Below are 24,356 nucleotides of genomic sequence, written 5' to 3' on the forward strand. Positions count from 1 at the left end.
CGCTGCGACGATGAAGCCGAAAACCGAGGAGTCCGACGAGCTCTAACGGTTAACTGGAAAGATCAGCGCGCTGCGGCCTACCGCGTAGGGTTACGCTTAGAAGAACTAAACTCAAACCCTTCGGCCCATTCACATGGCGATCAGTGATCCAGAACTGTTCTAGGTCCGTATCGCGTCGCAACTTGCTGAGTTGGTGCGGATTTGCGGCTGTTCGCGTCAACAAATCGACGCAATTCATCTCTTGAGCCCGGTAATACTTGCGTAGTGACAGAGACATTGTGTTGGCTCCTATCGCGCAGATAGACGCAGGGGAGGAAGGGATGCGCCATTTGACTAATCGTGCGGAGGAGACCGCGACGATCGGTCTACATGAGGCGTCCGCGCTCAAGAAGATGCAATGCGCCAAGACACAACGTGGTGATGTGCTAGTCGGCGGCAACGCCCTGCAAGGGCAAGCGGCAGGACCAGGGAGAGAATCAATTTCAGGGCCGGATAATCCGTTTGTTAGGTTTTCCCACATCCAGAAGACTTACGACGGGGAAACGTTGGTCGTTAAAGATCTTAACCTGGACATCGGGCGAGGTGAATTCTTGACCATGTTAGGGCCTTCCGGTTCCGGCAAGACGACGACCCTCACGATGCTTGCCGGCTTCGAGGTGCCCACACAAGGCTCCATCCTTCTCGATGGGTGTTCAATCCACAAGCTGCCGCCGCACAAACGCGGCATCGGCATGGTCTTCCAGAACTACGCGCTATTCCCACACATGACCGTGGAGGAGAACCTCGCCTTCCCCCTTAAGTTGCGCAAGCTGGGTAAGGTCGAGGTCGAGGTCAGGATCAAGCGAGCGCTCGACATGGTCCGGCTTGGTGCTCAGGGCAGGCGCCGACCAGGCCAGCTTTCCGGTGGCCAGCAGCAGCGCGTCGCGCTTGCTCGCGCCCTTGTTTTCGGTCCCAAGCTCGTACTGATGGACGAGCCACTCGGTGCGCTGGACAAGCAGTTGCGCGAGCAAATGCAGCTGGAGATCAAACATATCCACGAAGATCTCGGGATCACCGTGATTTATGTGACGCATGACCAGAACGAGGCGCTGACCATGTCGGACCGCATAGCCGTGTTCAACGATGGGGTCATCCAGCAGCTCGCCACCCCTGCTCAGCTGTACGAGCGGCCGCAGAACGCGTTCGTAGCCCAGTTCATCGGGGAAAATAACCGGCTGTTTGGCAGGCTCGTCGCGACGGATGGCACAACCTGCAAGGTAGACGTTTCGGGAGAGACCAGCGTGCAGGCGCTTGTGATGAATGTCGACACGGTCGGGCGACCGACCGTGTTGTCGTTGCGGCCAGAGCGAGTGAAGCTGAACCCGCCGCCCGGCTCGCTGCCCAATACCTTCAGCGCGCGAGTTATGGAGCTGATTTACTTGGGCGACCACCTTCGCGCCCGGGTCTCGGTCTGCGGCCATGATGACTTTGTGATCAAGCTGCCCAATTCGGAAGGTGTTGTGCAGCTCGAGCCGGGAACGACGATCAGTATCGGCTGGAAAACTGAGGATTGTCTCGCACTCGACGCATCATGACCTGATGGCCCGAGATTCCGCGCGAACGCGGCGATCGGCTTTCGGCGACGCCATCCCCATCCTGGGGATTGGATAAGAGGGAGAACGCAATCGATGAGAAAAACATTGATGACCGCCAGTGCCATAGCCGCGGCAAGCTTGGCGGCGAGCACGTTGATGCCAGCTATGCCTGCTTTTGCGGTGGATCAGCTGACTGTCACCTCTTGGGGTGGACCCTATCAAACGAACGTGCGCAAAGCCATTTTCGAACCCTTCACTAAGGCGACCGGAATCAAGGTCATCGAAAATGAGTACGGCGGCGAGGTCGCCAAAGTCCGCGCCATGGTCGAAACCAAGACTGTCAACTGGGATGTGCTCGACGCTGAAACCGGCGCGGGTGCTCAAATGTGTGCCGAGGGCCTCCTTGAGACGATCGACTGGAAGAAGCTGGGCTTGGACCGAACCAAATTCATTTCAAGCGAAGTGCATGACTGTGGGGTGCCAACCTTAGCCTCTGGTACGATCGTCGCTTATGACAAGGACAAGCTGCCGAACGGCCCGAAGAGTATCGCCGACCTGTTCGACACGAAGAAACTCCCGGGCAAGCGAGGAATGTGGAGGAGTCCCTATCCCAATCTTGAATGGGCGCTGATGGCTGATGGCGTGCCGACCAAGGACGTCTATAAAGTCCTCGGCACGCCAGAGGGCGTCGACAGAGCCTTTAAGAAGCTCGACACTATCAAGAAGGATATCATCTGGTGGACAGCCGGTCCCCAGCCGCGGCAGCTACTGGACGCCGGCGAGACTATCATGTCCGCGGCGTGGTACAGTACCATTTACGATTCCATCAAGAACTCCGGCAAACACTTCGCGATCATGTGGGATGCACAGGCGTTTACCTGGAACAACTGGCTGATTCCCAAGGGCAGTCCACGACTGGACGAGGCCTATAAGTTCCTCGCCTTCGCCGCTTCGGCTAAGTCGCAGGCCGAGCTGACGCGATACAGCCCCTACGGTCCCGCTAACAAGGATGCAATGGCGCTCGTCGATCCGACGATCCTTCCCGACCTTCAGACTACGCCTGAGCATATGGCCAATGCATTGGATTCCGAAGCCGGCACTACCTTCTGGATTGAGAAGGACGACGAGCTACGCCAGCGCTTTAATGCCTGGCTTGCGCAGTGAAACAGGTAACTACGAGGACTTCCGTTCTCTTCGCCGCCTCAAACGGACGACCTGAGAGAGAGGGTCCATGTCGATGACGGCCGCCCAAATAGCCGGTCGCGCGGACGGCATTCCGCTGCGGATCAAGCTGCAGCGTGTCGAGCGCCGGCGCAAGATGAGGGCTTTCACCCTCGTCCTGCCGCTCCTGCTGGTCGTAGTGATCACCTTTATCTTTCCGATCGGCCGGATGATGTTCAACGCGATCCACGACGATACGTTGTTGACGCTTCTGCCGCGAACCATGACCGCACTAAGCGCCTGGGACGGAAAAGACCTACCCGACGAGAGCGTCTATATCGCTCTTGCCGGCGACCTTAAGCAAGCCTGGGCCCAGAAAACAGCAACCGTGATCGGCAAGCGGATGAACTACGAGATACCCGGCATTGTCAGCTTGGTCACCTCGAGTGGCAGAAAAGCGAGCACGCTTTCCGCCGGCCCCTACAAAGCGGCGTTGATCGAGATCAGCCCCCTCTGGGGGCGGCACGACGTCTGGAGCCTAATCAGGCGCGGAAGCTCGGCCTATACGGCATATTACCTGCTGCGTTCGGTCGATTTCCAATATGGGCCCGACAACCAGATCGTCGCCTCGCCGCCGGAAAGCGCGCTGTTCCGCGGCGTCTTCTTGCGCACGTTTGGCATCAGCATAGCCGTGACCGCAGCGACCCTGCTGCTAGGGTTTCCTCTGGCCTATCTTCTCGCGACATTGCCCCCGAGGACCGGCACTTTGTTGATGATCATGGTCATTCTGCCGTTCTGGACCTCGCTGCTGGTGCGCACCTCAGCGTGGGTCGTGCTCCTGCAGCAGCACGGCATCATCAACGATATGCTGATGACGCTTCATGTCATATCGCACCCAGCGGAGCTAATTTTCAACCGGGTCGGCACGGTTGTGGCCATGACCCACATTCAATTGCCCGTAACGCTGCTGCCGATCTACAGCGTGATGAAGACCATCTCGCCCAGCTACGTCCGTGCCGCACGTTCGCTCGGCGCCGGCCCATTCTACGCCTTCTGGAAGGTCTACTTTCCCCAAACCGTGCCAGGCATCGCGGCCGGCTGCTTGCTAACTTTCATCCTGTGCCTAGGCTACTACATTACCCCCGCGCTCGTCGGGGGAGCATCCGACCAGATGATCAGCTACTTTATCGCCCACTACACGAACGCGGAGCTCAATTGGGGCATGGCATCGGCTCTTAGCGCCATCCTGCTAACTGCTACTCTGCTGCTCTACTATATCTATAATAAGCTGGTTGGCGTCGATCGGCTCAAGATGGGGTGAAAACGATGGTTGCCGTCGCCTATGCCTCTCCAATAGAGAAATGTTGGCACTATCTGCACCGATTGATTTGCGGGGCGGTGTTGCTGTTTCTTATCGCACCAATTTTTGCGCTCCTGCCACTCTCCTTTAATTCGGTTCCCTTCTTCACGTATCCCATGGCGGGATTCTCGCTGCGCTGGTACGAAGAATTCTTCCTGTCGGACCGTTGGCAAGACGCGCTGCACAATTCGATCTTCGTCGCAGTGGTGGTCACTCTGCTATCGACGGTGCTAGGCACGCTGGCTGCGCTCGGGCTTAGCCGTCCGAACTTCCCCTGGCGCACCCTAGTAGTAAGTCTGTTGATCTCACCCATAATCGTTCCAGTCGTGATAACGGCCGTGGCCGTGTATTTCCTCTATGCTCAGATCGGATTGCTCAACAGCTATAGCGGACTAATTCTGGCGCATACCATGCTTGCAACACCTTTCGTCGTCATTGCCGTGACCGCGACGCTCGTAGGTTTTGACCACACGCTCACCCGCGCAGCCGCTGGGCTCGGCGCGCCGCCGCTCACTGTTTTTTTCAAGATCGTGCTGCCGCTCATATTCCCCGGCATGATCTCCGGTGCGGTCTTTGCCTTCCTTGCCTCGTTCGACGAGGTGGTGGTTGCCCTTTTCGTCACCAGTGCCGAGCAGCGCACTTTGCCCATGGTCATGTTTTCCGGATTGCGCGAGCAGATGAGCCCGACCATTGTTGCGGCTGCCAGCGTACTGATCCTGTTTTCCCTCGCCCTGCTGACTACTGCTGAGCTACTGCGCAGACGCTCGCAGCGGCTGCGCAGTAGCCGCAACACCTGAACTATGAGTATCCGAGATATCCAATGAAGCTGACTAAATGCTCGGATGATGTGACCCGTTTAGCCGGTGTTAGACGCGCTCGCGATGCCCGTCCCGGCTGAGACCTACGACGGTTTTCTCAACAACGTCACGCGTCTGTCGGTCAGACCCGAGCACGCTCGTGCTGCCCTAGAAAGTGCGCAGTCAGGTTCTGTGGAGGAAGGATCGACGGGTGGTGGCAACGGTATGATCGCATATGAATTCAAAGGCGCAACGGGCACCTCTTCGCGCTTGGTGACGGTAGGCCAGACCTATACGATCGCTGCCCTCGTTCAGGCCTATTTTGGTATAAAGGCCGTGGCTCACCATACTTGGAAAGCCCGTCGGCCACCTCATGGCTGAGGACAGAATCCATGAGGACGAGACCGGCTCGATCGTTGTGGCCCTAGCAACCGATGCGCCGCTCTCGGAGTTGTCGCTACGGGCACCCGCTAAACGCGCCGCCATCGGCATTGGACGATCTGGTACGATCGGCGGCAACAGTTCAGGCCATATCTTTATAGCGTTCACAAGGGCTAATCCGCAACCCATGTCGTCGCGTTTGGAAGTCGCTCGCACTGTGACCTATCTCAACTCTGGGCATCTCAAGCCGATTTACGAAGCTGCCGTTGAGAGAATAGACGAGGCAGTCATCAACGCTCTCTTGGCGGGCGAGGACGTGCCTTCGGTTCATGCACACAGGATTTGTCGCGCCATCAATGTTGAGCCCCTGAGGCAGCTTTTTTCTGCTGATCAGCGAGCCTAGGTTTTGCGCTAATCTGTTAAGCAGGGGCCGACGACATGGCTGAACATGCGCACACTCGTGGAGAAGACCCCTGGCCGATTTTTTGCGCGAGATGATCGGCTTTGCCGGCCAGCGCCTGATGGAGCTGGAGGTCGAAAGCCAGACCGGGGGCGGCCTACGGCGAGAAGACCCCCGAGGGTCTGGCCCGACGCAACGGCTATCGCGATCGGATGTGGGAGACCCGCGCCGGTGCGGTCGAACTGCGGATTCCCAAGTTGCGCAAGGGCTCCTACTTCCCGGACTTCCTGAAGCCGCGCCGCATGGCCGAGAAGGCGCTCACCGCCGTAGTGCAGGAGGCCTACGTGCAGGTCGTCTCGACCCGTTCGGTCGACGATCTGGTCCAGGCCATGGGCATGACCGGCATTTCCAAGAGCTAGGTCAGCCGACGCGGCGGTGAGATCGACGACAAGGTGAAGGGCCTTCCGGCCTTCCTCGCCCGTCCGATCGAGGGTGACTGGCCGTATCTGTTGATCGACGCCACCTACGTGAAGGTGCGCCAGAATGGCCGCATCGTATCGGTCGCGGTGATTGTCGCGGTCGGGGTCAATTGCGATGGTCGACGCGAAGTGCTCGGCATGGACATCGGGCCGTCCGAGGCCGAGACGTTTTAGACGGCGTTCCTGCGCAAGCTCGCCCGCCGCGGCTTGCGGGTCGTCAAGCTCGGTCGTGTCCGATGCCCACGAAGGTATCAAGGCCACGGTCGCCAAGGTGCTCAATGCCAGCTGGCAACGGCGCCGCGTCCACTTCATTCGCAACGCGCCCCGGCAAGAGCGTCGGCGCGCCGTTTCTGCCGCGATCGCGTTCGCCCAAGACGATCCGGAGGCCGCCCGCACCGAATGGCGGAAGGTCGCCGACCACCAACCCGATTGAGCGCGTCGGCGGCGAGATCAAGCGGCGCACCGAGGTGGTCAGCATCTTCCTCAATGAGGGCGTGCTGGGTTCGAAATGTAGATAGGAGCCATGCGGGGTGCGGGAATGAGCCTCGAAAGGTGGATGCTCGCGGAGGCTGAGTGTGTTCCCTAAACACGAAGGCAGCATGAGCATCGTCGCGCTCCGTCGGGGGGGGGGGCGATGGCCGGATCACGCATGGTAATCATCGGAACATTGCGCCAGGAAGCCCGGCGGCTCATGCACGAGTCACTGGCCACCCAGCACAAGTGGTTCGCCGCCGCGCCTGAAGGACGAGAGCTATTTGCGGTGACGCTCTCCTAGACTCAAAGCACGAACAGCTCGCGCGGCACCTCCGTGAATGGTTCGCCGCCGGCGTCAGTTACCCGGAACGTTTCGCTGATCACGTAGCCGGTGTCTTCGTCAATCCAGTTCCCGAGCATGAGGTGAAAGGTCATATTCGGCCTGAGAACCGTCATATCACCCTCTTTCAGGCTGGCCGTCGGTTCCGTCCAATCAATACCAACAGCGTAGCCGCACCGTGATTCCTTCTCAAAGCCGTGCTTCTTCAGCGTCGTATTGAACGCTACCGCGACGTCGCTACAGGTCCGTCCGGTCTTGGCCGCGGCAAGGGCAGCTTCCAAACCAGCGACCTCTCCTTCATGCAGCCGCCGTATTTTGTCGGACGGCTTGCCAATTGAAAATGTGCGCATCAATGGGGACGTATAGCCGTGTCGAACACCGCTGAGTTCGAGATTAATCTGCGATCCCTGTTGGAAGACGTCCTCGGTCCAACGAATGTGACAAGTAGAGGTGCGAGGTGTTGCGCACAGATAAAAACTCGCAACATCAGTACCCGGCTTACCGTTGGCGCCGCGCACGAGTGCTGCAATGATCTCTGCCGATGCATCGGCTTCGCGTACACCAGATCGAATAACGTCCTTCGCTTTGAGCATACCCGCATCGGAGATCGCGGCGGCTTCGCGCATCAGTGCGATTTCCAGATCCGACTTCAGGCCGCGGATCCAGGTGACGGCGTTTGTGCAATCAACAATTTTCGATTCAGCGGCACGAGACTTGAACTTTGCAACGGTCAATGCCGGTAAGAACTTCGCTTCAAGACCGATCGCCTTGCGTCCCACACCCTTGTCCAGAATGAACTCAATGATCGCGTCGTATCCATCCCGTTCGGGATTGGCGATGAGGGCTTCCGGGTAGCCAATCACGTTGCCGCGATCAATAAACATCTGATGAATTGCAGCCGGTCCGTCCATGCGACGCGTAATGAAGGTCGGCTCCTCATCCTTAAGAGAGACGACCAAGCCTTGGGGCACATACCCGGATTTAGACGTATATCCTGAGAGGTAGGTAATGTTCGCTGGAGTCGTGACCACCAGGACTTCAATTTCCCTGAGCTTCATCTCCGCCTTAACAGCAGTCAATCTTCTCAGATATTCAGATCGCGGGAACGGTTGCGAGCCTTTGGCCATTGTCATGATTTCAACTCCTCGAGTTAGGTTTTGGTCGTTAGGAAGCGTTTTTGATCGGGCAGCCGCGAGTGCAGTCGTGCAGAGAAGGAGGCCCTTCCTTCCCGCTCACGTGAAGAGCTTGTGGCCTGCCGCAACTCGTTCAATGACGAAATCGAACTGCAGCCGCTAGTCAGTTCAGCGAGATCGCCGATCATCAACGATCCGAAGGCCTTGTAGTTCGGGCGGGGGTCCATCATGGGGCCACTACGAATTCAGCTGGCCCAAGCAGTGTCCGACCAACAGTTCGGTTTTCGGAGCGAGCAGGCCGTCAGATGCTCCAACGCTGGCGTGTGTCCCCCGGAGTGCTTGCTGAAACCCGAACAGCGAGTGACGGGGCGCGGCTGGCGTCAGCCCGGCAACGGGGCTGCCGCTCGGCCGGAGAGGCGACGTGTTGCGAGAACCGCTATCTTCATTGACTGCGTCGAGGCCTAATCGCAGAAACCGACTGCCCATGCCAGTGTCGCTGATGAGAGCAGATGCGCCGATTGCGTAACACAACTCATGTGTTCGCCGCCAATCGCTCCGCATGGAGGGAGGCGTGTTGATGGTGAGGCCCTCTTCGGCAACCGAACGCAAACTGTTCACGACTGTTTCCATGATTCATCCGCCGCCATGCCGAGCCCTACATTCATAGCAGATTTACACCAACGGATGCCATCGACAGGCCCTGCACCAACGCAGCAAAACTGCAATATTGCGGCCGAATGCGCACTCTTGCGCGACGTTTGTCGCGCGGACTGCTTGAGATATTCGCCTCCTCGAAAGATTTCTTCTCCAGGTGACGTCCGCGGCAGGGCGAACCAAAACGGGGCAGGTCGCCAGAGCCGTTGGCTAGGCGCACTGTTGCTGAACGTCACTAACCTCTCAGCTCCTTGGTCATTCTCTCGCCCAGCGCTGGGCCTTGCTCCATAAAGGACTTCCAGTCGATCGGCTTTTTCAATGCCGCGCGCTCTCGAGAGTTGATCAGGATATCGGCCGCGAGTTCACCAAGGGCTACATCCGTCGTCGGGCCGTAGCGGAGCGCTTTGGGGACTGAAAGCATGCCTTGGTCGGAAAGAAGCTGATTGATGTAGGCGAGGGCCGCCTCCCTGTTCCGGCATCCGTGCACGATGTTTGTGTACGAAGTGACGGCGTAAATGCCCTCTCGCGCGATGACGGTTTCAAGCGGAATACCCGACTTGCGTGCCTCGTACGCTCGACCTTCCCACAACGTTCCTGCCTCCGCTTCTCCTTGGGTGAATGCTTGGAGTTGACTGACGGAGCTGGGGGGCGTGGCGACAATGTTCTCTTTGGCTGCTGCAATGATTTTAAAAGCAGGCTCCATATTGGCCAGAGACCCGCCGTTGCCTTCGGCAAGAGCGAGCAAGACCATCCACCCCGTGTAAGCGTTGGCAGGCATGGTCGACACCTTGCCCCTCAAGTCGGGCCGCGCGATGTCTGAGAATGAGGTAAGTGCCTGCTTGATCGTATTGGAATTATAGACAGGCACGATTGACGCGACGCTGAAAGGCGCGCCGTAGTCACCAAATTCGCGGAAGCCAGAAAGAACACGCGAAAGATTGGGGGCATCGGAGGCCGTGATGCCCTCCAATATCCCGCCCGCAATAGCCTGAGGCATGAGTGGGCTGTCGGCCATGAATAGATCAATGTGCGGATTGCCCTTGTTCGATATCAGCTTCGCCAGATCCGCCGACGTACTTGAGGGAATATATTCAATTTTGAGGCCGGTGCTTTCTTCAAGCGGCTTTGCCACGCCCTGAATTAGGGCCTTGTCATAATTGCCTCCATAGCCGTTGATACGAAGCGTCACTCCAGAAAACTTTTTCTGCTGAGCCTGTACCGCTGGTGCGGCCAGCACGCCGAGGGCCGACCCGGCGCCGAGTGCGAGAAAGTCTCTTCTTCTCATGAACTGCTCCTATGTCATTTACTGCTGTAGGAAGACTGACCGGCGCTCGGCCAATCCGCCCGAAAGTTCGTTAGCTCGGGGGCACAAAACGGACGTTGCTGGGGTCAATAGCGACGTCGAGCTGCTCCCCGGGCTTGGGCTTCTGGCCAACCGCAAATTGCGTATCCATGATGATTCTGGAGCCATTTAGCCGAAGCTGCAGCCGGGTCATAGCACCGTGATAATCCGTGCCTTCGATGGTGGCCTGACGCGCGAGCACCCCCGGGAGCTCGTGTGACTTCTTGACGTTCTCGGGCCTGATAACAACCGTAGCTCTTCGTGGTAGGCCACAAGCTGGCAGGGTCAATCCGCCCTCAGTTCTAAATTCGTGTCCGACAATATTTCCTTCCAAAAGCGTGCATCGGCCGATGAACTCTGCAACGAACCGCGTCGCTGGCGCATCGTAGATCTCCTCAGGGCTGCCTACCTGTTCGACCGCGCCTTTGTTCATGACCACTATACGGTCAGCAAGGGTGAGCGCCTCGTCCTGGTCGTGCGTGACAAAGAGCGTGGTCATTTCAAGATTTCGGATGAGGGCATGCAGATCCTCACGAAGTCTGACCCGAAGTTGCGCGTCAAGATTGGAGAAGGGTTCATCAAGCAGCAGCACTTTTGGCCGAAGAGCGAGCGCTCGAGCAAGTGCTACCCGTTGTTGCTGTCCCCCCGAAAGCTCGCGCGGGTATCGTTCGGCGAGGTGCTCCAGCTCGACACGCCCCAGCATATCCTGAACCCGGCCTGACCTGTCTTGCCTCTTCATCCCTATATTAGTAAGGCCGTATTCCACGTTTTTGGCGACGGTCATATGCGGAAAAAGCGCGTAGTTCTGAAAGACGATACCGACGTCGCGTCTGTATGCCGGGACGTATGTCACGTCCTCGCCTTCGATCATGATCTTCCCGCGTGTCGGCTGAATAAACCCGGCCAACATGCGAAGCGTCGTGGTCTTGCCGCATCCCGAGGGGCCGAGAAGACAAACCAGCTCGCCACGGCGGATCTCAAGCGAAAAGTCTGGCACAACCGTAACTGCGCCGTAATCCTTACGAAGATTACGAAATGAAACGATTGTTTCGCGCTCGACGGCGCGCACAACCGCATCTCGTGCAAGGATTTGCATGCTGCTCCTCAGATGACGGACCTTGGCCCCGAGAGGCGGTCGGCGATCAAAATGGCAACCAGTGTGATGACAATGACGACCGAAGATACGGCGGCAACAAGCGGATCGACGGTTTGTTCAACATAAGCCAACACCTGAACGGGAAGGGTGACATTGCCGCCGGCACCCAAAAATACCGACAAGTTGACGTTTCCGAAGGAAGTGACGAATGCAAACACACCCGCAGAGATGATTCCTGGTGCGAGCAGCGGGATCGTTATCGTCCTGAGAACCTTCATCGGCTTTGCACGCAAGCTCATTGCCGCCTGCTCGAGATCTTGGTCAAACAACACCATGCTAGCTGACAAGGTGCGGACGACAAACGGCAGCGTCACGACCACATGACCAATAACCAGCCCGACAAACGTTTGACTTATCCCCATCAAAACCTGTAGCTGCATTAGCCCCAAGCCCAACACTACTGCTGGGATCAGCAGCGGAGAAAGAACAAAGCCTCGTATCAGCTCCCGGCCCGAGAATTTGTGACGTTCGATAGCAAATGCGGCGGCGAAACCAATCAGGAGGGACAAGACTGTCGCAATGGTTGCCAGCTTGAGACTTAGAGCCAGCGCGTCGATGAAAAGCGAACTCTCCCAAAATGCGGAATACCAACGCAAAGAAAGCCCACTCGGCGGGAATCGCATCTCGTCTCCCGACGTAAAGGATGTCGCGACCACCACGATTGCTGGTAATGTGAGCGCAACGTATACGAGCCCACAAACAATCCTGACTAGCCCGCCAAGTGCTCTATCCAGAATGTCAGGGAGCATAGAGCCCTCGCGTGAGTGGACGTATGATCGTCAAGTTTAAGGCCACCATCACTCCGAATCCGACGGCGAGCAGAATAAACGCCATTGCAGCGCCAAATGGCCAGTTCGATGTGGACAGGATTTGATCGTAAACAAATCCCCCGAGCATTTGAGCACGAGGTCCGCCAACGAGCCGCGGCGTTACAAATGCGGAAACGGCCATCACAAAAATCAGCGACAATCCGGCCAAAATGCCCGGCGTCGAAAGTGGAATAATGACCTTTAAGAATGTTCGCGCGCGGTTTGCGCGCAGACTTGTTGAAGCTTGCTCGAGAACCGGATCTATTTGCATGACCACATTCATGACAGATAGAATCATGAAGGGCAGAAATTGCTGAATCAGCACAATGACCACGGCAGTCCGGTTGAACAGGAGCTGCTGCGGGCGCGATACAATCCTCAGCCCGACAAGAATGTCGTTCACAATGCCATGTCGGCCGAGCAGCACGAGCCAACCGAAAATAACCACGACCAGACTCAATGTCAGTGGAACGATCACCATCAGCATGAGCAGGCGGCGTTTTGACGGAGGGTGGCGTGCCAGGGAATAACCAACCGGAAAGCCGAGGACCAAGCATCCCAAGCAGACAATCAGTGCATACGCGACGGTCTCTCCAAGCACGGATAGGTACAGCGAATTGCCGAAAAACTTTGCGTATTGAGCGAGCGAGTAGCCTTCCGCCCCGATGCTGCTGGTGCCAGGGTAGAGGCTTATCCGCATCACGAGGCCGGCGGGAATCAAAAGAAAGACGACAAGCGTAAGGAGCGCCGGGACCAGGAGGAGCAACCGGTACTGCTTTTTGCTTCCCACCTCTGCTTTGGAGGATTTCATCCCCATCCCTCAGAGAAGCTATTGAACAGACGGCTCGGCCGTCCAGCCCGCGGTTACGAAGTACACAAAACGTTTCGGCTCGCCTGCTAAGTTTCGTCCTTCGAGGCTAACCGAGGTCCTCGACGCAATCCGCTAATATTGGGGGAAATGTCGCATTAATTCTGCGCGTTTACGCTATATGCACTCGAATTAGGCCAGGTGAAGGAGCATTTGGCAGAGCGTTCTGCAGAGCCATTCGGAGGTCATCGAGAGGCTTGATGCGTGAAGTAGCAGGGCGTCAGATGCCTTAACGACCAATGGATGCGAATCCTTTCGGACCCCGACCCTCACTCCAGCATGAAAAATGGCCGTGCGGGATTTCGCACGGCCAAGTCAGGGAGGAAACGCCCCAAAAGAGGCGACTGAAACGGAGTATCAGGGGCCGAGAATTCCCACCCCTGGGACTCCAGGACTTGCGCGGACGTCGTCTGCGCAAGCCACACTCTCCAATACCCGCCTTTCGCGCTGAGTGTCTGCGATTGCGATCCCGAATTTGCTTGTTTAATGCGCAAACAATGGTTTGCCCGCAGCTTTTAGTTAGGTGCCCACGCGCATTCGTGAGAACGGCAAAGGAATCTGCGCGCTGCCTGTTAGGCAGCAACCATGTTTGTAACGATAGCTTGCGCTTCATTCACCAGTCTGCACTTCCATATAGGCGCGGCGGCGGCTCGTGGACGCTGCAGTCGAAACAGCGCGAGTGCCGCTCTCTCCTGCATGCGCGCTGTCTGAGTCAGTGCAATGCGAGGGTATAGCGCTCTCCGGCAGGACATCGCGAAAGATTGAATGCCCCAAACGCCTGTTCCAGACGCCGCCGGCGAGTCGCTTTGTTTACGCGCCACCTCGTCGAGGACTCCAGCAACGCTCACTGCTCTCGCTTTGCGCAATTGGTGACGAGCGCAGCACCAATTCTGGATCGAACGGTTTTATGTCGTGGCGATATACAATCCTCTTGAGGAGCAGGACATTCGACGAGATCGGCCTCCTCGCCTCGAATGCGGCAAAATCGAAGCAGCGACCATCGCTCAACCGGCGCGACGTGCTCATGCGCGCTTGGGCTGCAACTCCGGCACAGCTGTCGGCCGCAGGGCTGTTACGCTCTCCCGCCGAGCCAAGGGCAAGACAGTGCGAACGGTGGCCGCGATCCGTGCTCGCAACCGTGATGTGTCCGACTAGACACTCCTTGCTGCGAAAGATGTCTGTCGCTACAACGGCGAGCGGCCCGTGTTCTTGGCTCGCAAGATGGTAGTCTGCCGCTGCACAATTTTCTTGATGGAGACGTTATGTCCGACGAAGCGAAAAAACCGATACGGCCGCATTTGACTGAGAATTATCGTCCTGACGTAATGAAGAAGAACTACGTGCCTCAGGCGCCTCAGCCAAGTAAAGGCGTCGACGGCAATTACGTTCCTCCAACAGATTCTGCACCAGCTCCCACGCCACCGCCAAATCCACGAAAGGACTAGGTGCGCCGACGACGAAAATCGATCCTCGCTATCTGGTCTGCTGGGATGTAGGTAACCTCGTCGCCCCAATAAGCATCAGCCAGGGAATCACGCGCAAAGAAGACCTCGGAGACAGATGATTGCACATGGGTGATGTACATGAGTACGTCACCTTTTGCACCAAGGACGCAGGGTCCATTCGGGCTGGAGGTGAACCTGCTCAAATCGTCACATTTTAGCCATGTGCCATCCTTGAGCTTCACAGAAAGCTGCGTCGCAACTCTCTTTTTGCTGAATAGCGCCATCCAAGCGCTCGGAAGTTCATCGGCATAGCTGATGCGCAGCGTGCGCAAGATTTTTTCGAAGACGTTTCGCCCGAACAGGCTCCAGCACCCGCCGAGCACCAACGCAAAGATAAAGGCAATGAGCGACGCCCACGATAAGGTAAGTCCAAGCAGACGCTGACTCGCGTTATATGCGAATGCTCCGAAGAACCCAAACACGAGCGACGAAAATACCACGTCAATCGTCTTATGGTGCTCGCGTATCCCTACGTTCGCAACGAAATATCCCGCATAGCCACTCGCCAGAGTAAGTAGACTGGCCCATGGTAGGTTAATCAGCTTTGTTAAATCGTCCATTTGCTCGTTGTAGGACCATTTCGATCCACTGAAAAGTGTACCGAAGGCGGAAGATCGCGCGCGTCCGGCGACATTTCAGACGTCATTTAAGAGAGCGACCATTTTGCTGGTTGGATCAACGAGACTGAATACTTGTCTCGGGTCGCATCGCCGGATTTGGCACGAGGGCCTCAATGTTCATAGCCGTCGCGGCGCTCGAGCCTTTGAGCCGAGCCGGCGCGAAAGCGGATGGCTGTGCACGAGGCTGTTTACGTGACGAACTGATTGACCCGGTAAATCGCCGCCGACCGCACACGACAAGCAACTCTGCGCCGCTCCGCCCTCAATTTTAGAAGCGGGTTTTCCAATTGCGATAAAATATAGGTCGCCTTCGACTCGCACCTTCGATGCTTTTGAGAGTATTAATTGGCTGGCAGCTGCTTGAGAAACGGAGCCCTGCTAACCGGAATGGCCGTTCAACCAAGCAGTAGTGCTGCTCCTGCGACGAGAGCATCCGTTTGGCCGGCTCATCGTTCCGGAACTCGCGGTCCACTCATTGTATTGCGCGCTGGTCGCGCCGCCGCTCCTCGAATGGAGAGACAACAGTTTCAACGCGGAGCAAAGAACTCAAAGCCCGCTCCCAATTGTTTGAAGAAAGCCGTCATCTGACGTTCAACATGGCACCATATCTACTCTGTGCCGAGCGGTCGATGCTCCACGGAATCTGCTCTGACGTGGCGGCTGCTTATGGAAAGCGTGAAGGAGAAATGAGATGGTGACCACCCGTGAAGTGTCTGTCGAGGATGCAACAACGGTGAGCCAAATGGTGGCCGCCCTGCTTGCCGAACTTGGGGCCGGCCAAGCGCGGCCAGCCTAAATGAGCAGCTCGTGGCCGATCGCCTGGCAATGAAGGACCGTGTTTCAGGATTTCTTGCTGTTTCGGACGAGCGCCCGGTCGGCATCATTATGTTGTCGGAAAGCGCGGCTCTCTTTGCGAGCGGAACCTACGGCATCATTACTGAGCTCTACGTGGTGCCGGACCAGCGATCATCCGGGGTCGCGATGCGCCTCATTGAAGCTGCTGTAGAATTGGGAACGACTAAGGGGTGGGGCCAACTTGAAGTGGGAGCTCCCAATCAGCCGGTGTGGAGCCGGAACCCCAATTCAGCCTTATACCTTAAGGCGGGTTTCGCAGAGATCGGCCCTCGACTCAAGTTGCCACTGCACGGTCTGGCCAGCCGACGAGCGCAAGCATGCTCTCCGGGACCATCGCGCTTGCACTCTCGGCGACGACGTGCCGCACCCCGCCGTATCGCAGATTCGTCAGCTGCTAGATTTGCATAAGCGTCGATCCTGAGCACAGAAATGACCACCACCAAGTAGGATCGGGACGCGGAACTCCGCGGTCGCGAGCCGCGCAGCGGGCCGCCAATTCTGCTTGGCAAATATGACCCGTTAGCCCACCGTTCGGGCTAAACAACTTTCGGCACGGTTTGCCTTTCCGACTACTAGTGCTCTCGATGACGGGCAGCAGCAGTCGCAAGCGGTGCTGGCGGTCCTCGCACACGAATTCGTGTGTGTCACTTCTTTCGTTCTGCGCATGGTGCTTCGGTACGGCATGCTCGCGAGCCGGGCTTTCAAGAGACACGCCACACGCTTGCCTCATGGCCTCATATATGAGGTGCGTTGACGGTCCGACATCGTACGCTGTCGCCTCGTTGCCACCGATCATCGAAAGGGCCGCAAGCATCTATTACCGCGCGGGACTTGAACGATGCTGCGCTACACGGCCGGTTATTGATTCGGCACATTCCAGTAAAGACCGTTGCAGCTTACCGCTCAGTCGGCACGCTCCAGCTAGCGGATCCTGCCGGGACTACTCTCATTGAGGAGGAGCTCGTTCTCCATTTCTGTCTTGCGGCGCACCGACCCAAACGGGCGTTCCAACATGCGACGGACCCGGACAGGATCAGGGCCGATGTGAAAGGCTGCGGCTTCTCGCTCCAGCGCCCGCTCCGATCGAGTCGAACGGTTGCGCAGACGAAGGTAGTCGAACCACGTCGGGCAGTGGTAGCGCTCGGTCCACAATTCCGGATCGCTAATATCCCGCGCGATTGATCATCCATAGGCGCCATTGCGCTGCTGGAACAGCTGCACCGGTTGCATCGCATTGTGGAACGCGCGCGCTCTCTCCTGGGCAACTCGATATTCGTTTCGATCACCAAAGGCCCGCTCCGGCCGGTCAGAGCGAGCTGCACGTCAGGATCATCGAGCAATTCGGGCTCTTCACCGCGCCCGCCGACACGCGGCATGGCTAGCCAGAGCCCTAACAAGGGCGAAAGCAGCATCAAGGCGCCCGAGATCAGCAGGGCCGTTTGCACACCAGCAGCGTCAGCCAGACTGCCCCAGCACCAGCTACCGAGCGCCACCCCTCCTGATCCCGCGGCCTGATAGGGCGCCAGCGAACGTCCGGCGACCCAGCGGGGAACCGACAGCTGCACACCTACGTTGAAAAACACCCATGCCATCATCCATGCGGCCCCGGCCAGGACCTGCGCGGCCGCTGTCAACATCGGATCGCGGCTTAGCGCAACCGCCACAAGCGCTCCACCCATCGACAAGCCGCAGGCGCGGATGGACGCCTCCCCACTGAGGCGCTTGCGCATCTCAGGAATGTAGACCGCGCCAACGACGGCACCGAGACCGAAGGCGCTCAGCAGCAGACCATAGGTTTGCGCGCCGCCTTGCAGAAGATCTCGCGCAACGATCGGCATCAGAGCAATAATCCCGCCACCGATCAAGCCCGTGAGCATAGAGCGAACCAAGACGATCTTGATCGACGGGGAATTCGTGATGTATCTAGCGCCAGAAACGATGGCGCGAATGAACTGTTCACGCGGCAATCGCGACACTTGCGGCACTCGTTTCCATACAAGCAACGCGACTATCAACGGTATATATAGCAACGCGTTCAGCGCGAAAGCAGCTACTGCGCCGACGGTCGCAACGATCATGCCGCCGATCGCCGGGCCTACACTGCGGGCGATGTTGTAGCTCATCCCGTTCAGCGCGATTGCGGCCAGCAGCGCCTCGGGCGGGACCTGCTCGCTGACGGAAGACTGCCAAGTTGGGTCGCGCAGCGCGACCCCGCTCCCAACCACGAAGCACAACGTGAGCAATAGGGGCGGTGTGACGAGGCCGAGCAATGCAAGCATGGTGAGCGCACTGGCTACCCGCGAATGCAATTCCCAGTGCAACAAGCGACACGATCCGGCGGATCATACATATCCGCGATCGCGCCGGCAGGCATTGCAATAAATATCACTGGGAGCGTCAGGGCGGTCTGGACCAGTGCGACCATATCAGCGGATGCTGTCAAAACGCGTTGCGCAGATCACTTCTCTGGCGTTTACGATTTCGGCTACTCGGTCTGACAAGGAGCCGACGCTTCGGTACAGCTTCTTGCGGCACTCGCAGTGCCGGTTCTACATGGACGCTTGCCGATGACGATCGTCAGCGCGGGTTCAACCACCCGCAGGATGCACTCGACTCACCTCAGAAACGATCACGAGTTCGATCGATGTCTCGAACGCGAAGGGGCTCTCCACGCTCATCAGAGACAAGCTTTTTTTTTGGCGCCGATCGGGCAAACTGCTGCGTTGGCGGTGACGAGTGCCATGGACGCGGTTGGACGCAGCATGAACCCGGGCTGTTGCCCGGCCAGCTAATGACAACACCCCCTGCCGCATCCGAGGCTGCGCTGACAGACCGCACAACTGGCTGCGCCCTGGCTTGTGTGGCCAGGACAAACCGAACCGCTGGGCTCTCCCTCGCGGCCAGATGTCTCAGGCATGATGATAACCTTTTTTGCCACCGCAACACGGCGAGCGGCTCGAAAAATACGCCGAGAAAATGCGCCCTTGCAGCGTAGCAGCAGAAACTATGCGTCAATTTAACGAGATAATTCGGCTCAGCCTGAGTCGTTGGCAGCAATTGGCGCTCTCAACGACGAGGCGGATCATGCAAACTCACTTGCCTCCCGGAGCAGGGCTCGCTCTGCTCTGGTTAAGTCTACTCTTCAGTTATCAGCCGATCTTCTCGCCGCTGTTTCCGGCCGGTGACCAGCCGACGGACTGAGTCTCGGCAGCAGCACTTGCTTTGACCGGAAGTATTTGGGTCGAACTTTTTATACGACCATTGAGGCTGTTATTGAACAGCGTGAATGTATGAATTGGAATAAGCGGAAGGCGAGGCGCGTTCAATTTGAGCATGAGCACAGAGCCACTCTCCTGGGGTCTGATGGGACATGGTGGCGCGATTGCGTACTCATCGATGTTTCTGATCCCGGCGCCGGACTGCGCATCAGTGGAACGACGGATTTCCTGAAATCACGTCGGTTTTTCCTGTTGCTGTCAAGGACAGGGTTGGCGTTCCGCCGATGCGAACTGGTTCGACTAGACGGGCAGGAGGTCAGCGTGCGGTTCGTCATGAGATGGACTGCGGGCGGGCGCACGATCCTCCGGGCGGCGTCCCCAACCCAAGTGTCAGATTAAGCGGAAGAATCACTATTCCATCGCCCTTGTTGATCTACTGAGGCGCCCGATCGCACGTCATCAGCGGATTGACCGCAACGTGTCGGTGGCCCACCGCGTTCTGGCAGCCGCCCAGGGCAGGCGAGCATTTTCGGGCCGTGTGGAGGAAATGGGTTCACGTGTGGCACTGCCGCAGGTCCGCAGATTCCGTCGGACTGCTACGACTGTTTTGGGCTTGCGTCAGCGGATGCTCTTGCCCGGCGAGACGCCAATTGCCAGTCGTGGCTCCGGAAGCTCGGCAAAGCTCGCCAGCATCCGATGATGTCGGCGCCGCGACGGCGGAGATGGAAACCCTAGAAGGAACGACATCGGTATCGGCCACGCTCTCGCCGCCAGTTGGGGTGCCTAGCAACCGCTTCTTGCGTTCGAGCCCGATCCGACAGTAGGGCTTTTCAATTGATTCGAGCTTCCCTACAGCGTCTATCCAGAGAAACAGTATGCCACAATGGAATGTGAACTGCGGATGTGTTCAGGCGCCGTGCGCCGAGGCAGAGATGTTAGCTGTGCGTCTCACCCCCACAAAACGATTCGGATGGAATGGCATCTTCTTGGGGGCTTCGATGCTCGATCCTGCCACCATGGCACTCTCCTTTCCGCTAATAGATCAGGTTTGCCAGATCGTCTCTGGCCATCAGTCTGGTCATTGGCGCGATGGGGCTTGCAAAGCCCGGGCTTGCTCGACGGCGGGCAAGACGGCGACTGTCCGGCTTAAGCTGGTGGGACGCAAGGCTCTCTCCGGAGCGCGCGCAATGTGGCGGTAGTCGCGAGAGTGAATTTTCAAGTCACGGTGCTGAAGATCCTGGTCAGCTATCCGGGCGGTTTTGCCGTGATGGCCGACATCAAGCGCGACATGGCCATACTTGCGACCAGCGGACCCGACTGGGCGCAGAGGACCAAGCGACTAGCCGCTCGCGTGCCCTCTCTGAACATCTTCTCGGATGCGCTGATCGAGCGCTTAAACGGTGGTTGGCGGATCACGGAGAAGGGGCGCGCGGTGCTGGAGTTCATGGAAGTCCGGTCGCGTTATCCAGACCCGTAGCCCAGAAGCTCGGGCCAACCCGCCTGGTGTTGCAGTCGAGCGATTATCGTCCGGCAAGCATCGGCCGGCGAGCCGCCCGCAAAACGGGTTGGAGCAAACTCTTTGGAAGGCGGATCCGGAATTCCGAACGCGCGTCGATGTCGAGCTCGACAACAAAACCATCAGTTGCTCGGCATCGGCTTTGTCGCCAGCGAAGCATAGCGATGAGCGGGTGAGCTGCTCAGATATAGTGGTGCTCCAAGTGTCGCTGCGCGGAGTGCCTCAAGCCGCGCTAACGGTCCACGTTGGGCTGTCAACCTTCGGCCCCTTGCAGCTTGTCCAGGTCGAATTATTCCGTCATCAAGCATTTCCGGGCCAGGCCTCCGCCACACACGCCGCCATTCGATCTGATTGGATGCAGGCCACCGGGGCTCTGGTTTAGATTGCTGCGAGCCCACTCGCGGCAACGATTTGCTTGTTTCAAAATATCCGCTGGTCCAGCGGGCGCGCGGTCTTACGTCTGGCCGACTGATTGCCCGAGATGCTCCGGACAGCTGGTCGGATATGCGACATGCGTCGCGAGGTCGACAGAAATGATACGAAAAGTGCGTAATATCAATGAGCGCTGGCTGGCATGCGACTTGCTATTTTTCTCGGCAGAGCCAGGTAACGCGAGTTTGAGCAATGACCAGTATGACCGAGAGCGCAAATCAAGTCGGTGCGGGGAATGTGCTGAGCGTCGGTTCGCGGGCCCCCTTGATCAAAGTTGAGGACTGGCTACGTGGCCGGCCGGTTACAAAGTTCGAGCCTGGGAAAGTATACATCGTCGAATTTTGGGCGACGTGGTCCGGAACATGTATCGCCTCGATGACGAATTGTGTGATCCTGCAAGACAAATACAGGAACAATGGAGTTGAGGTGATCGGCATCGCGGCTCACGAACAAGCTTCGACGGCAAATGAAGCGCGAGCCAGCCTGGACGCTTGGTTGACGAAGAGCGTGCTGAATCTGAACTACGCGATCGCATTCGATTACGCGGGCGAAATGAACAGGCTTTGGATGGATCCCAGCTTTTCTGTCGGGATTCCCACGTCATTCGTGGTCGACCGTGACGGCCGCTTGGCCTTTGTCGGCCATCCGACGCAACTCGATAACGTGTTGCCCAAAGTTCTGAACGGCTCCTGGGCAGTGAGCGACGAAGCCAAAGCCCTCGATGCGGAGAGGATAAACACGGGCCGACGCAGAAAGCGCGAACTCTCGCGGAAGCGAGCGCTGGTGGAGCCGATCTTTGCCAGACTTGATCCCGCCATGAAGAGTAAGAATTGGGCGGCAGCCCTTTCAGCGGTTGAGGAGGCACTCGCTTCGATGCCGGACGAGGTCACCTTCCGTGGGCTTCATGCGGAATTGTTGCTTCACAACATTCGTGACCTGGGGGCCGGCCTGCCGGTATTGCGCCAATTGGTTCGCGACGCGATCGACAAGAAATCGGTGGTTTGGATGAGCGTGGCCATCCGCCAACTGTTCGACCCCGCGAAAGACTACTCCGGTTTCCCAGATGCCGAGCGCTTTGCCATGGGCAAGGACCTCTCCGAACACATCCTGGCGGCGAATCCGCCCCAAGGTAGCGAGGGCGCGAAGTTCCTGTCTTACGGGGCGGTCGCTCAGTACTATTACGAAACCGGTAAAAGCGCTCGCGCGATCGAATTGGTCGAGGTGGCGCTGCAGTGGATGGATGCATCGCCTGCCTCGGATCGAGCGAAACGGGACGTCGTGAAGGGCTCTCTCCAGGCCTTGGCGAGCTACAGGAGTGAGAAGCTCTCATACGAGGAGTGCTGTTCAGCGGCGGAAAACACGGCTCCCGAAAGACCGGAACCGAGATCGCCAACGGAGGCAGCGTGAGCAATGCTGCTTGGGATGTCTTTTCAGCCTCGTGGTTTTGCGATCGAAATCGATGCCTATTGTGAATGTCGGGGCATTCGATGAATTGAGCGCAGGAGGAGCGAGCTGGTGAACGCAGGCGAGGGCGCTCCACCACAGTTCTTTATGGCGAATGTTTTCTCAAGCGTCGTCGCGCTCCGGCGCGATAGCGGCGAGAGAGCCTGTCGAAGTGAAGAATGGTCGCCGGCTGCTAACGTTGGCGTCTTAGAAGCTGCTGGCTGGCAACTTTGAACAACCAAAAAGATAGAAATGGGTGGTGACGCTGATGCTTTACAGCTCTCAAGGAAGCTTTCTCAAGATCCTATCGCTGCTCTCAGAAGCGATTCAGAAGCTCGTTTCGTTTAGACGGCAAGCAGATTCGGGAGAGGCGCCAATCCCCGGCAATGGAAGTGGCCATCTGGAGCAGTCAGAGTCCCCTGCGCCCCGGACCGAAGGAACACTGAGCGAAGCCGTACCTTCATTGTCACCCCTCTTTGGTGCCACGGCAGCGGGTCGAGCATGATGTACACTCACCGCCAGCGCCGCTCTGTCAAAGCCGCCGCTCTGTTCCAGCCATCTTGCCCCTGGTACAAAGTTCTTTACATCCAGGTACTCATCGCGATCCTAATTGGCATTCTCGTTGGCTGGTTGTGGCCTGCCGTGGGGACGAGCAGCTGGGTCAAAGCGCTTGGTGACGGTTTCATCAAGCTGATCAAAATGGTGATTGCACCGATAATTTTCTGCACTGTTGTGTCCGGAATTGCGCATGTTCAGGATGCACGAAAGGTCGGCCGAGTCGGCATCAAGGCGCTACTTTACTTCGAGATCGTGTCAACTTTCGCGCTCGTGTTGGGTCTCGTGATGGGCAATCTAGTTCAGGCCGGTCATGGGCTCGCTCCCAAGGCTGATGCCGCGGCGGTAGCCAATTACGTCAAAAGGGCGGAAGGGCAGAAGGCGGTCGATTTCCTCCTCAATATCATTCCTGATAGCGTGGTTGGCGCCTTGGCGCGAGGCGACGTGCTACAGGTGCTGCTGTTTGCCATTCTATTCGGGTTCTCGCTCATGGCGCTTGGCGAGCGGGGTGAGCGGATGCGCGGTCTGGTTGACGATGCTGCGCACGCGGTGTTTGGCGTCATTAGAATCGTGATGAAGGCCGCGCCGATCGGAGCGTTCGGCGCGATGGCCTACACCATCGGCGAATTCGGACCCTCCGCGCTCGGTAAACTCATCGGATTAGTTGCGCTGTTCTATGTGACAGCCGGGCTCTTCGTGATTATTGTGCTTGGCCTGATCGCGCGCTTGGTCGGCTTTTCTATCCTAAAGTTCATCGTCTACATTAAGGATGAGCTGCTGATCGTGCTCGGAACGTCGTCGTCCGAAAGCGCGCTGCCGCAGTTGATGGAAAAGCTCGAACGGCTGGGCTGTTCCAAGCCGGTCGTGGGCCTAGTGGTGCCGACCGGATACTCTTTCAATTTGGATGGGACCAACATTTATATGACGTTGGCGACCTTGTTCATCGCACAGGCGCTCGGGGTCGATCTCAACTTCGGCCAGCAGCTCACCATACTGGTTGTGGCGATGCTCACCTCGAAGGGCGCAAGCGGTGTTACTGGTGCTGGTTTCGTCACCCTCGCCGCCACGTTGACGGTGGTCAGTCCTGAGCTTGTGCCGGGCATTGCGATCGTATTCTCGATCGATAAGTTCATGAGCGAGGTGCGCGCGCTTACGAACATTATCGGGAACGGCATTGCCGCGGTGTTTGTATCCTGGTGGGAAGGCGAACTCGATCATGACTCACTACACGCGCAGCTCAAGTAGAAGTGCGAGCTCAGCTCGGCCCAATTGCTCGACATAGTC

General features: G+C 57.8%; 17 protein-coding genes and 3 pseudogenes. 12 read left to right on the forward strand and 8 right to left on the reverse strand.

Annotated features, from left to right (window positions below; all coding sequences use genetic code 11):
- Positions 1–320: 320 nt before the first annotated feature.
- The 7 genes and pseudogenes from ABIB66_RS42105 to ABIB66_RS42135 form a co-directional block, all read left to right on the forward strand.
- Positions 321–1,574, forward strand: coding sequence for an ABC transporter ATP-binding protein (locus ABIB66_RS42105; protein ID WP_354259766.1), 1,254 nt, complete (start codon positions 321–323; stop codon positions 1,572–1,574).
- A gap of 93 nt (positions 1,575–1,667) precedes the next feature.
- Positions 1,668–2,738: an ABC transporter substrate-binding protein gene (locus ABIB66_RS42110; RefSeq protein ID WP_354259769.1), complete on the forward strand. Its 1,071-nt coding sequence runs from the start codon at positions 1,668–1,670 to the stop codon at positions 2,736–2,738.
- A gap of 67 nt (positions 2,739–2,805) precedes the next feature.
- Positions 2,806–4,056 carry an ABC transporter permease gene (locus tag ABIB66_RS42115; protein WP_354259772.1) on the forward strand — a complete coding sequence of 417 codons (1,251 nt, stop codon included), beginning with the start codon at positions 2,806–2,808 and terminating at the stop codon, positions 4,054–4,056.
- A 5-nt stretch (positions 4,057–4,061) separates the two neighbouring features.
- Positions 4,062–4,892 (forward strand): ABC transporter permease, encoded by an 831-nt coding sequence (locus ABIB66_RS42120; RefSeq protein ID WP_354259776.1) that lies wholly within the window; start codon positions 4,062–4,064, stop codon positions 4,890–4,892.
- An 84-nt stretch (positions 4,893–4,976) separates the two neighbouring features.
- A complete protein-coding gene (locus tag ABIB66_RS42125; RefSeq protein ID WP_354259778.1) occupies positions 4,977–5,273 on the forward strand; it encodes a P1 family peptidase in 297 nt (98 codons plus the stop codon).
- Positions 5,239–5,676, forward strand: coding sequence for a P1 family peptidase (locus tag ABIB66_RS42130; protein WP_354259830.1), 438 nt, complete (start codon positions 5,239–5,241; stop codon positions 5,674–5,676). The genes ABIB66_RS42125 and ABIB66_RS42130 overlap by 35 nt, the downstream gene beginning before the upstream one ends.
- 45 nt (positions 5,677–5,721) lie before the next feature.
- Positions 5,722–6,652, forward strand: a pseudogene (locus ABIB66_RS42135) (IS256 family transposase); the annotation flags it as partial.
- Positions 6,653–6,929: 277 nt separating this feature from the next.
- On the opposite strand, the gene ABIB66_RS42140 reads toward ABIB66_RS42135, so the two are convergent.
- The 6 genes from ABIB66_RS42140 to ABIB66_RS42165 all read right to left on the reverse strand — a co-directional run bounded on the left by ABIB66_RS42140 (position 6,930) and on the right by ABIB66_RS42165 (position 14,993).
- Entirely contained in the window at positions 6,930–8,099 is a 1,170-nt protein-coding gene (locus ABIB66_RS42140) for a M24 family metallopeptidase (RefSeq protein WP_354259781.1), read from the reverse strand.
- An 889-nt stretch (positions 8,100–8,988) separates the two neighbouring features.
- Positions 8,989–10,038, reverse strand: coding sequence for an extracellular solute-binding protein (locus tag ABIB66_RS42145; protein ID WP_354259784.1), 1,050 nt, complete (start codon positions 10,036–10,038; stop codon positions 8,989–8,991).
- A 70-nt stretch (positions 10,039–10,108) separates the two neighbouring features.
- On the reverse strand, positions 10,109–11,191 hold the full coding sequence (locus ABIB66_RS42150) for an ABC transporter ATP-binding protein (protein ID WP_354259787.1): 1,083 nt from the start codon (positions 11,189–11,191) through the stop codon (positions 10,109–10,111).
- An 8-nt stretch (positions 11,192–11,199) separates the two neighbouring features.
- Positions 11,200–11,874: an ABC transporter permease gene (locus tag ABIB66_RS42155; protein ID WP_354259790.1), complete on the reverse strand. Its 675-nt coding sequence runs from the start codon at positions 11,872–11,874 to the stop codon at positions 11,200–11,202.
- Between the two features lie 115 nt (positions 11,875–11,989).
- Positions 11,990–12,871 carry an ABC transporter permease gene (locus ABIB66_RS42160; RefSeq protein ID WP_354259793.1) on the reverse strand — a complete coding sequence of 294 codons (882 nt, stop codon included), beginning with the start codon at positions 12,869–12,871 and terminating at the stop codon, positions 11,990–11,992.
- A 1,498-nt stretch (positions 12,872–14,369) separates the two neighbouring features.
- On the reverse strand, positions 14,370–14,993 hold the full coding sequence (locus ABIB66_RS42165) for a DUF6338 family protein (protein WP_354259796.1): 624 nt from the start codon (positions 14,991–14,993) through the stop codon (positions 14,370–14,372).
- 885 nt (positions 14,994–15,878) lie between these two features.
- On the opposite strand from ABIB66_RS42165, the gene ABIB66_RS42170 reads away from it, so the two are divergent.
- On the forward strand, positions 15,879–16,316 hold the full coding sequence (locus ABIB66_RS42170) for a GNAT family N-acetyltransferase (protein WP_354259833.1): 438 nt from the start codon (positions 15,879–15,881) through the stop codon (positions 16,314–16,316).
- Positions 16,317–16,829: 513 nt separating this feature from the next.
- Here the strand turns inward: ABIB66_RS42170 and ABIB66_RS42175 are convergent.
- Both ABIB66_RS42175 and ABIB66_RS42180 read right to left on the reverse strand, forming a co-directional pair.
- Positions 16,830–18,348 (reverse strand): annotated as a pseudogene (locus ABIB66_RS42175) (MFS transporter); the annotation flags it as partial.
- A 709-nt stretch (positions 18,349–19,057) separates the two neighbouring features.
- Positions 19,058–19,249 (reverse strand): hypothetical protein, encoded by a 192-nt coding sequence (locus tag ABIB66_RS42180; RefSeq protein WP_354259839.1) that lies wholly within the window; start codon positions 19,247–19,249, stop codon positions 19,058–19,060.
- Here ABIB66_RS42180 and ABIB66_RS42185 point away from each other — a divergent pair.
- From ABIB66_RS42185 to dctA, 4 genes and pseudogenes are all read left to right on the forward strand, one after another.
- Positions 19,199–19,525 (forward strand): PilZ domain-containing protein, encoded by a 327-nt coding sequence (locus ABIB66_RS42185; RefSeq protein ID WP_354259799.1) that lies wholly within the window; start codon positions 19,199–19,201, stop codon positions 19,523–19,525. The two genes, ABIB66_RS42180 and ABIB66_RS42185, sit on opposite strands and share 51 nt — an antisense overlap.
- A gap of 808 nt (positions 19,526–20,333) precedes the next feature.
- Positions 20,334–20,600, forward strand: a pseudogene (locus ABIB66_RS42190) (hypothetical protein); the annotation flags it as partial.
- A 666-nt stretch (positions 20,601–21,266) separates the two neighbouring features.
- Positions 21,267–22,481, forward strand: a complete 1,215-nt coding sequence (locus tag ABIB66_RS42195) for a TlpA disulfide reductase family protein (protein ID WP_354259802.1) — start codon at positions 21,267–21,269, stop codon at positions 22,479–22,481.
- A gap of 540 nt (positions 22,482–23,021) precedes the next feature.
- The gene (gene dctA / locus ABIB66_RS42200; protein WP_354259836.1) at positions 23,022–24,317 is read left to right on the forward strand and encodes a C4-dicarboxylate transporter DctA; all 1,296 of its coding nucleotides are present in this window, start codon (positions 23,022–23,024) and stop codon (positions 24,315–24,317) included.
- Positions 24,318–24,356: the final 39 nt, after the last annotated feature.

The organism is Bradyrhizobium sp. F1.13.3 (assembly GCF_040548265.1).
Lineage (GTDB): Bacteria > Pseudomonadota > Alphaproteobacteria > Rhizobiales > Xanthobacteraceae > Bradyrhizobium.

Bases quoted from the DNA above. Each gene is read 5' to 3' on its own strand.
- ABIB66_RS42105 (WP_354259766.1), top strand. From the start codon at position 321: ATGCGCCATTTGACTAATCGTGCGGAGGAGACCGCGACGATCGGTCTA.
- ABIB66_RS42110 (WP_354259769.1), top strand. From the start codon at position 1,668: ATGAGAAAAACATTGATGACCGCCAGTGCCATAGCCGCGGCAAGCTTG.
- ABIB66_RS42115 (WP_354259772.1), top strand. From the start codon at position 2,806: ATGTCGATGACGGCCGCCCAAATAGCCGGTCGCGCGGACGGCATTCCG.
- ABIB66_RS42120 (WP_354259776.1), top strand. From the start codon at position 4,062: ATGGTTGCCGTCGCCTATGCCTCTCCAATAGAGAAATGTTGGCACTAT.
- ABIB66_RS42125 (WP_354259778.1), top strand. From the start codon at position 4,977: ATGCCCGTCCCGGCTGAGACCTACGACGGTTTTCTCAACAACGTCACG.
- ABIB66_RS42140 (WP_354259781.1), bottom strand. From the start codon at position 8,099: ATGACAATGGCCAAAGGCTCGCAACCGTTCCCGCGATCTGAATATCTG.
- ABIB66_RS42145 (WP_354259784.1), bottom strand. From the start codon at position 10,038: ATGAGAAGAAGAGACTTTCTCGCACTCGGCGCCGGGTCGGCCCTCGGC.
- ABIB66_RS42150 (WP_354259787.1), bottom strand. From the start codon at position 11,191: ATGCAAATCCTTGCACGAGATGCGGTTGTGCGCGCCGTCGAGCGCGAA.
- ABIB66_RS42155 (WP_354259790.1), bottom strand. From the start codon at position 11,874: ATGCGATTCCCGCCGAGTGGGCTTTCTTTGCGTTGGTATTCCGCATTT.
- ABIB66_RS42160 (WP_354259793.1), bottom strand. From the start codon at position 12,871: ATGAAATCCTCCAAAGCAGAGGTGGGAAGCAAAAAGCAGTACCGGTTG.
- ABIB66_RS42165 (WP_354259796.1), bottom strand. From the start codon at position 14,993: ATGGACGATTTAACAAAGCTGATTAACCTACCATGGGCCAGTCTACTT.
- ABIB66_RS42170 (WP_354259833.1), top strand. From the start codon at position 15,879: ATGAAGGACCGTGTTTCAGGATTTCTTGCTGTTTCGGACGAGCGCCCG.
- ABIB66_RS42185 (WP_354259799.1), top strand. From the start codon at position 19,199: ATGAATTGGAATAAGCGGAAGGCGAGGCGCGTTCAATTTGAGCATGAG.
- ABIB66_RS42195 (WP_354259802.1), top strand. From the start codon at position 21,267: ATGACCAGTATGACCGAGAGCGCAAATCAAGTCGGTGCGGGGAATGTG.
- dctA (WP_354259836.1), top strand. From the start codon at position 23,022: ATGTACACTCACCGCCAGCGCCGCTCTGTCAAAGCCGCCGCTCTGTTC.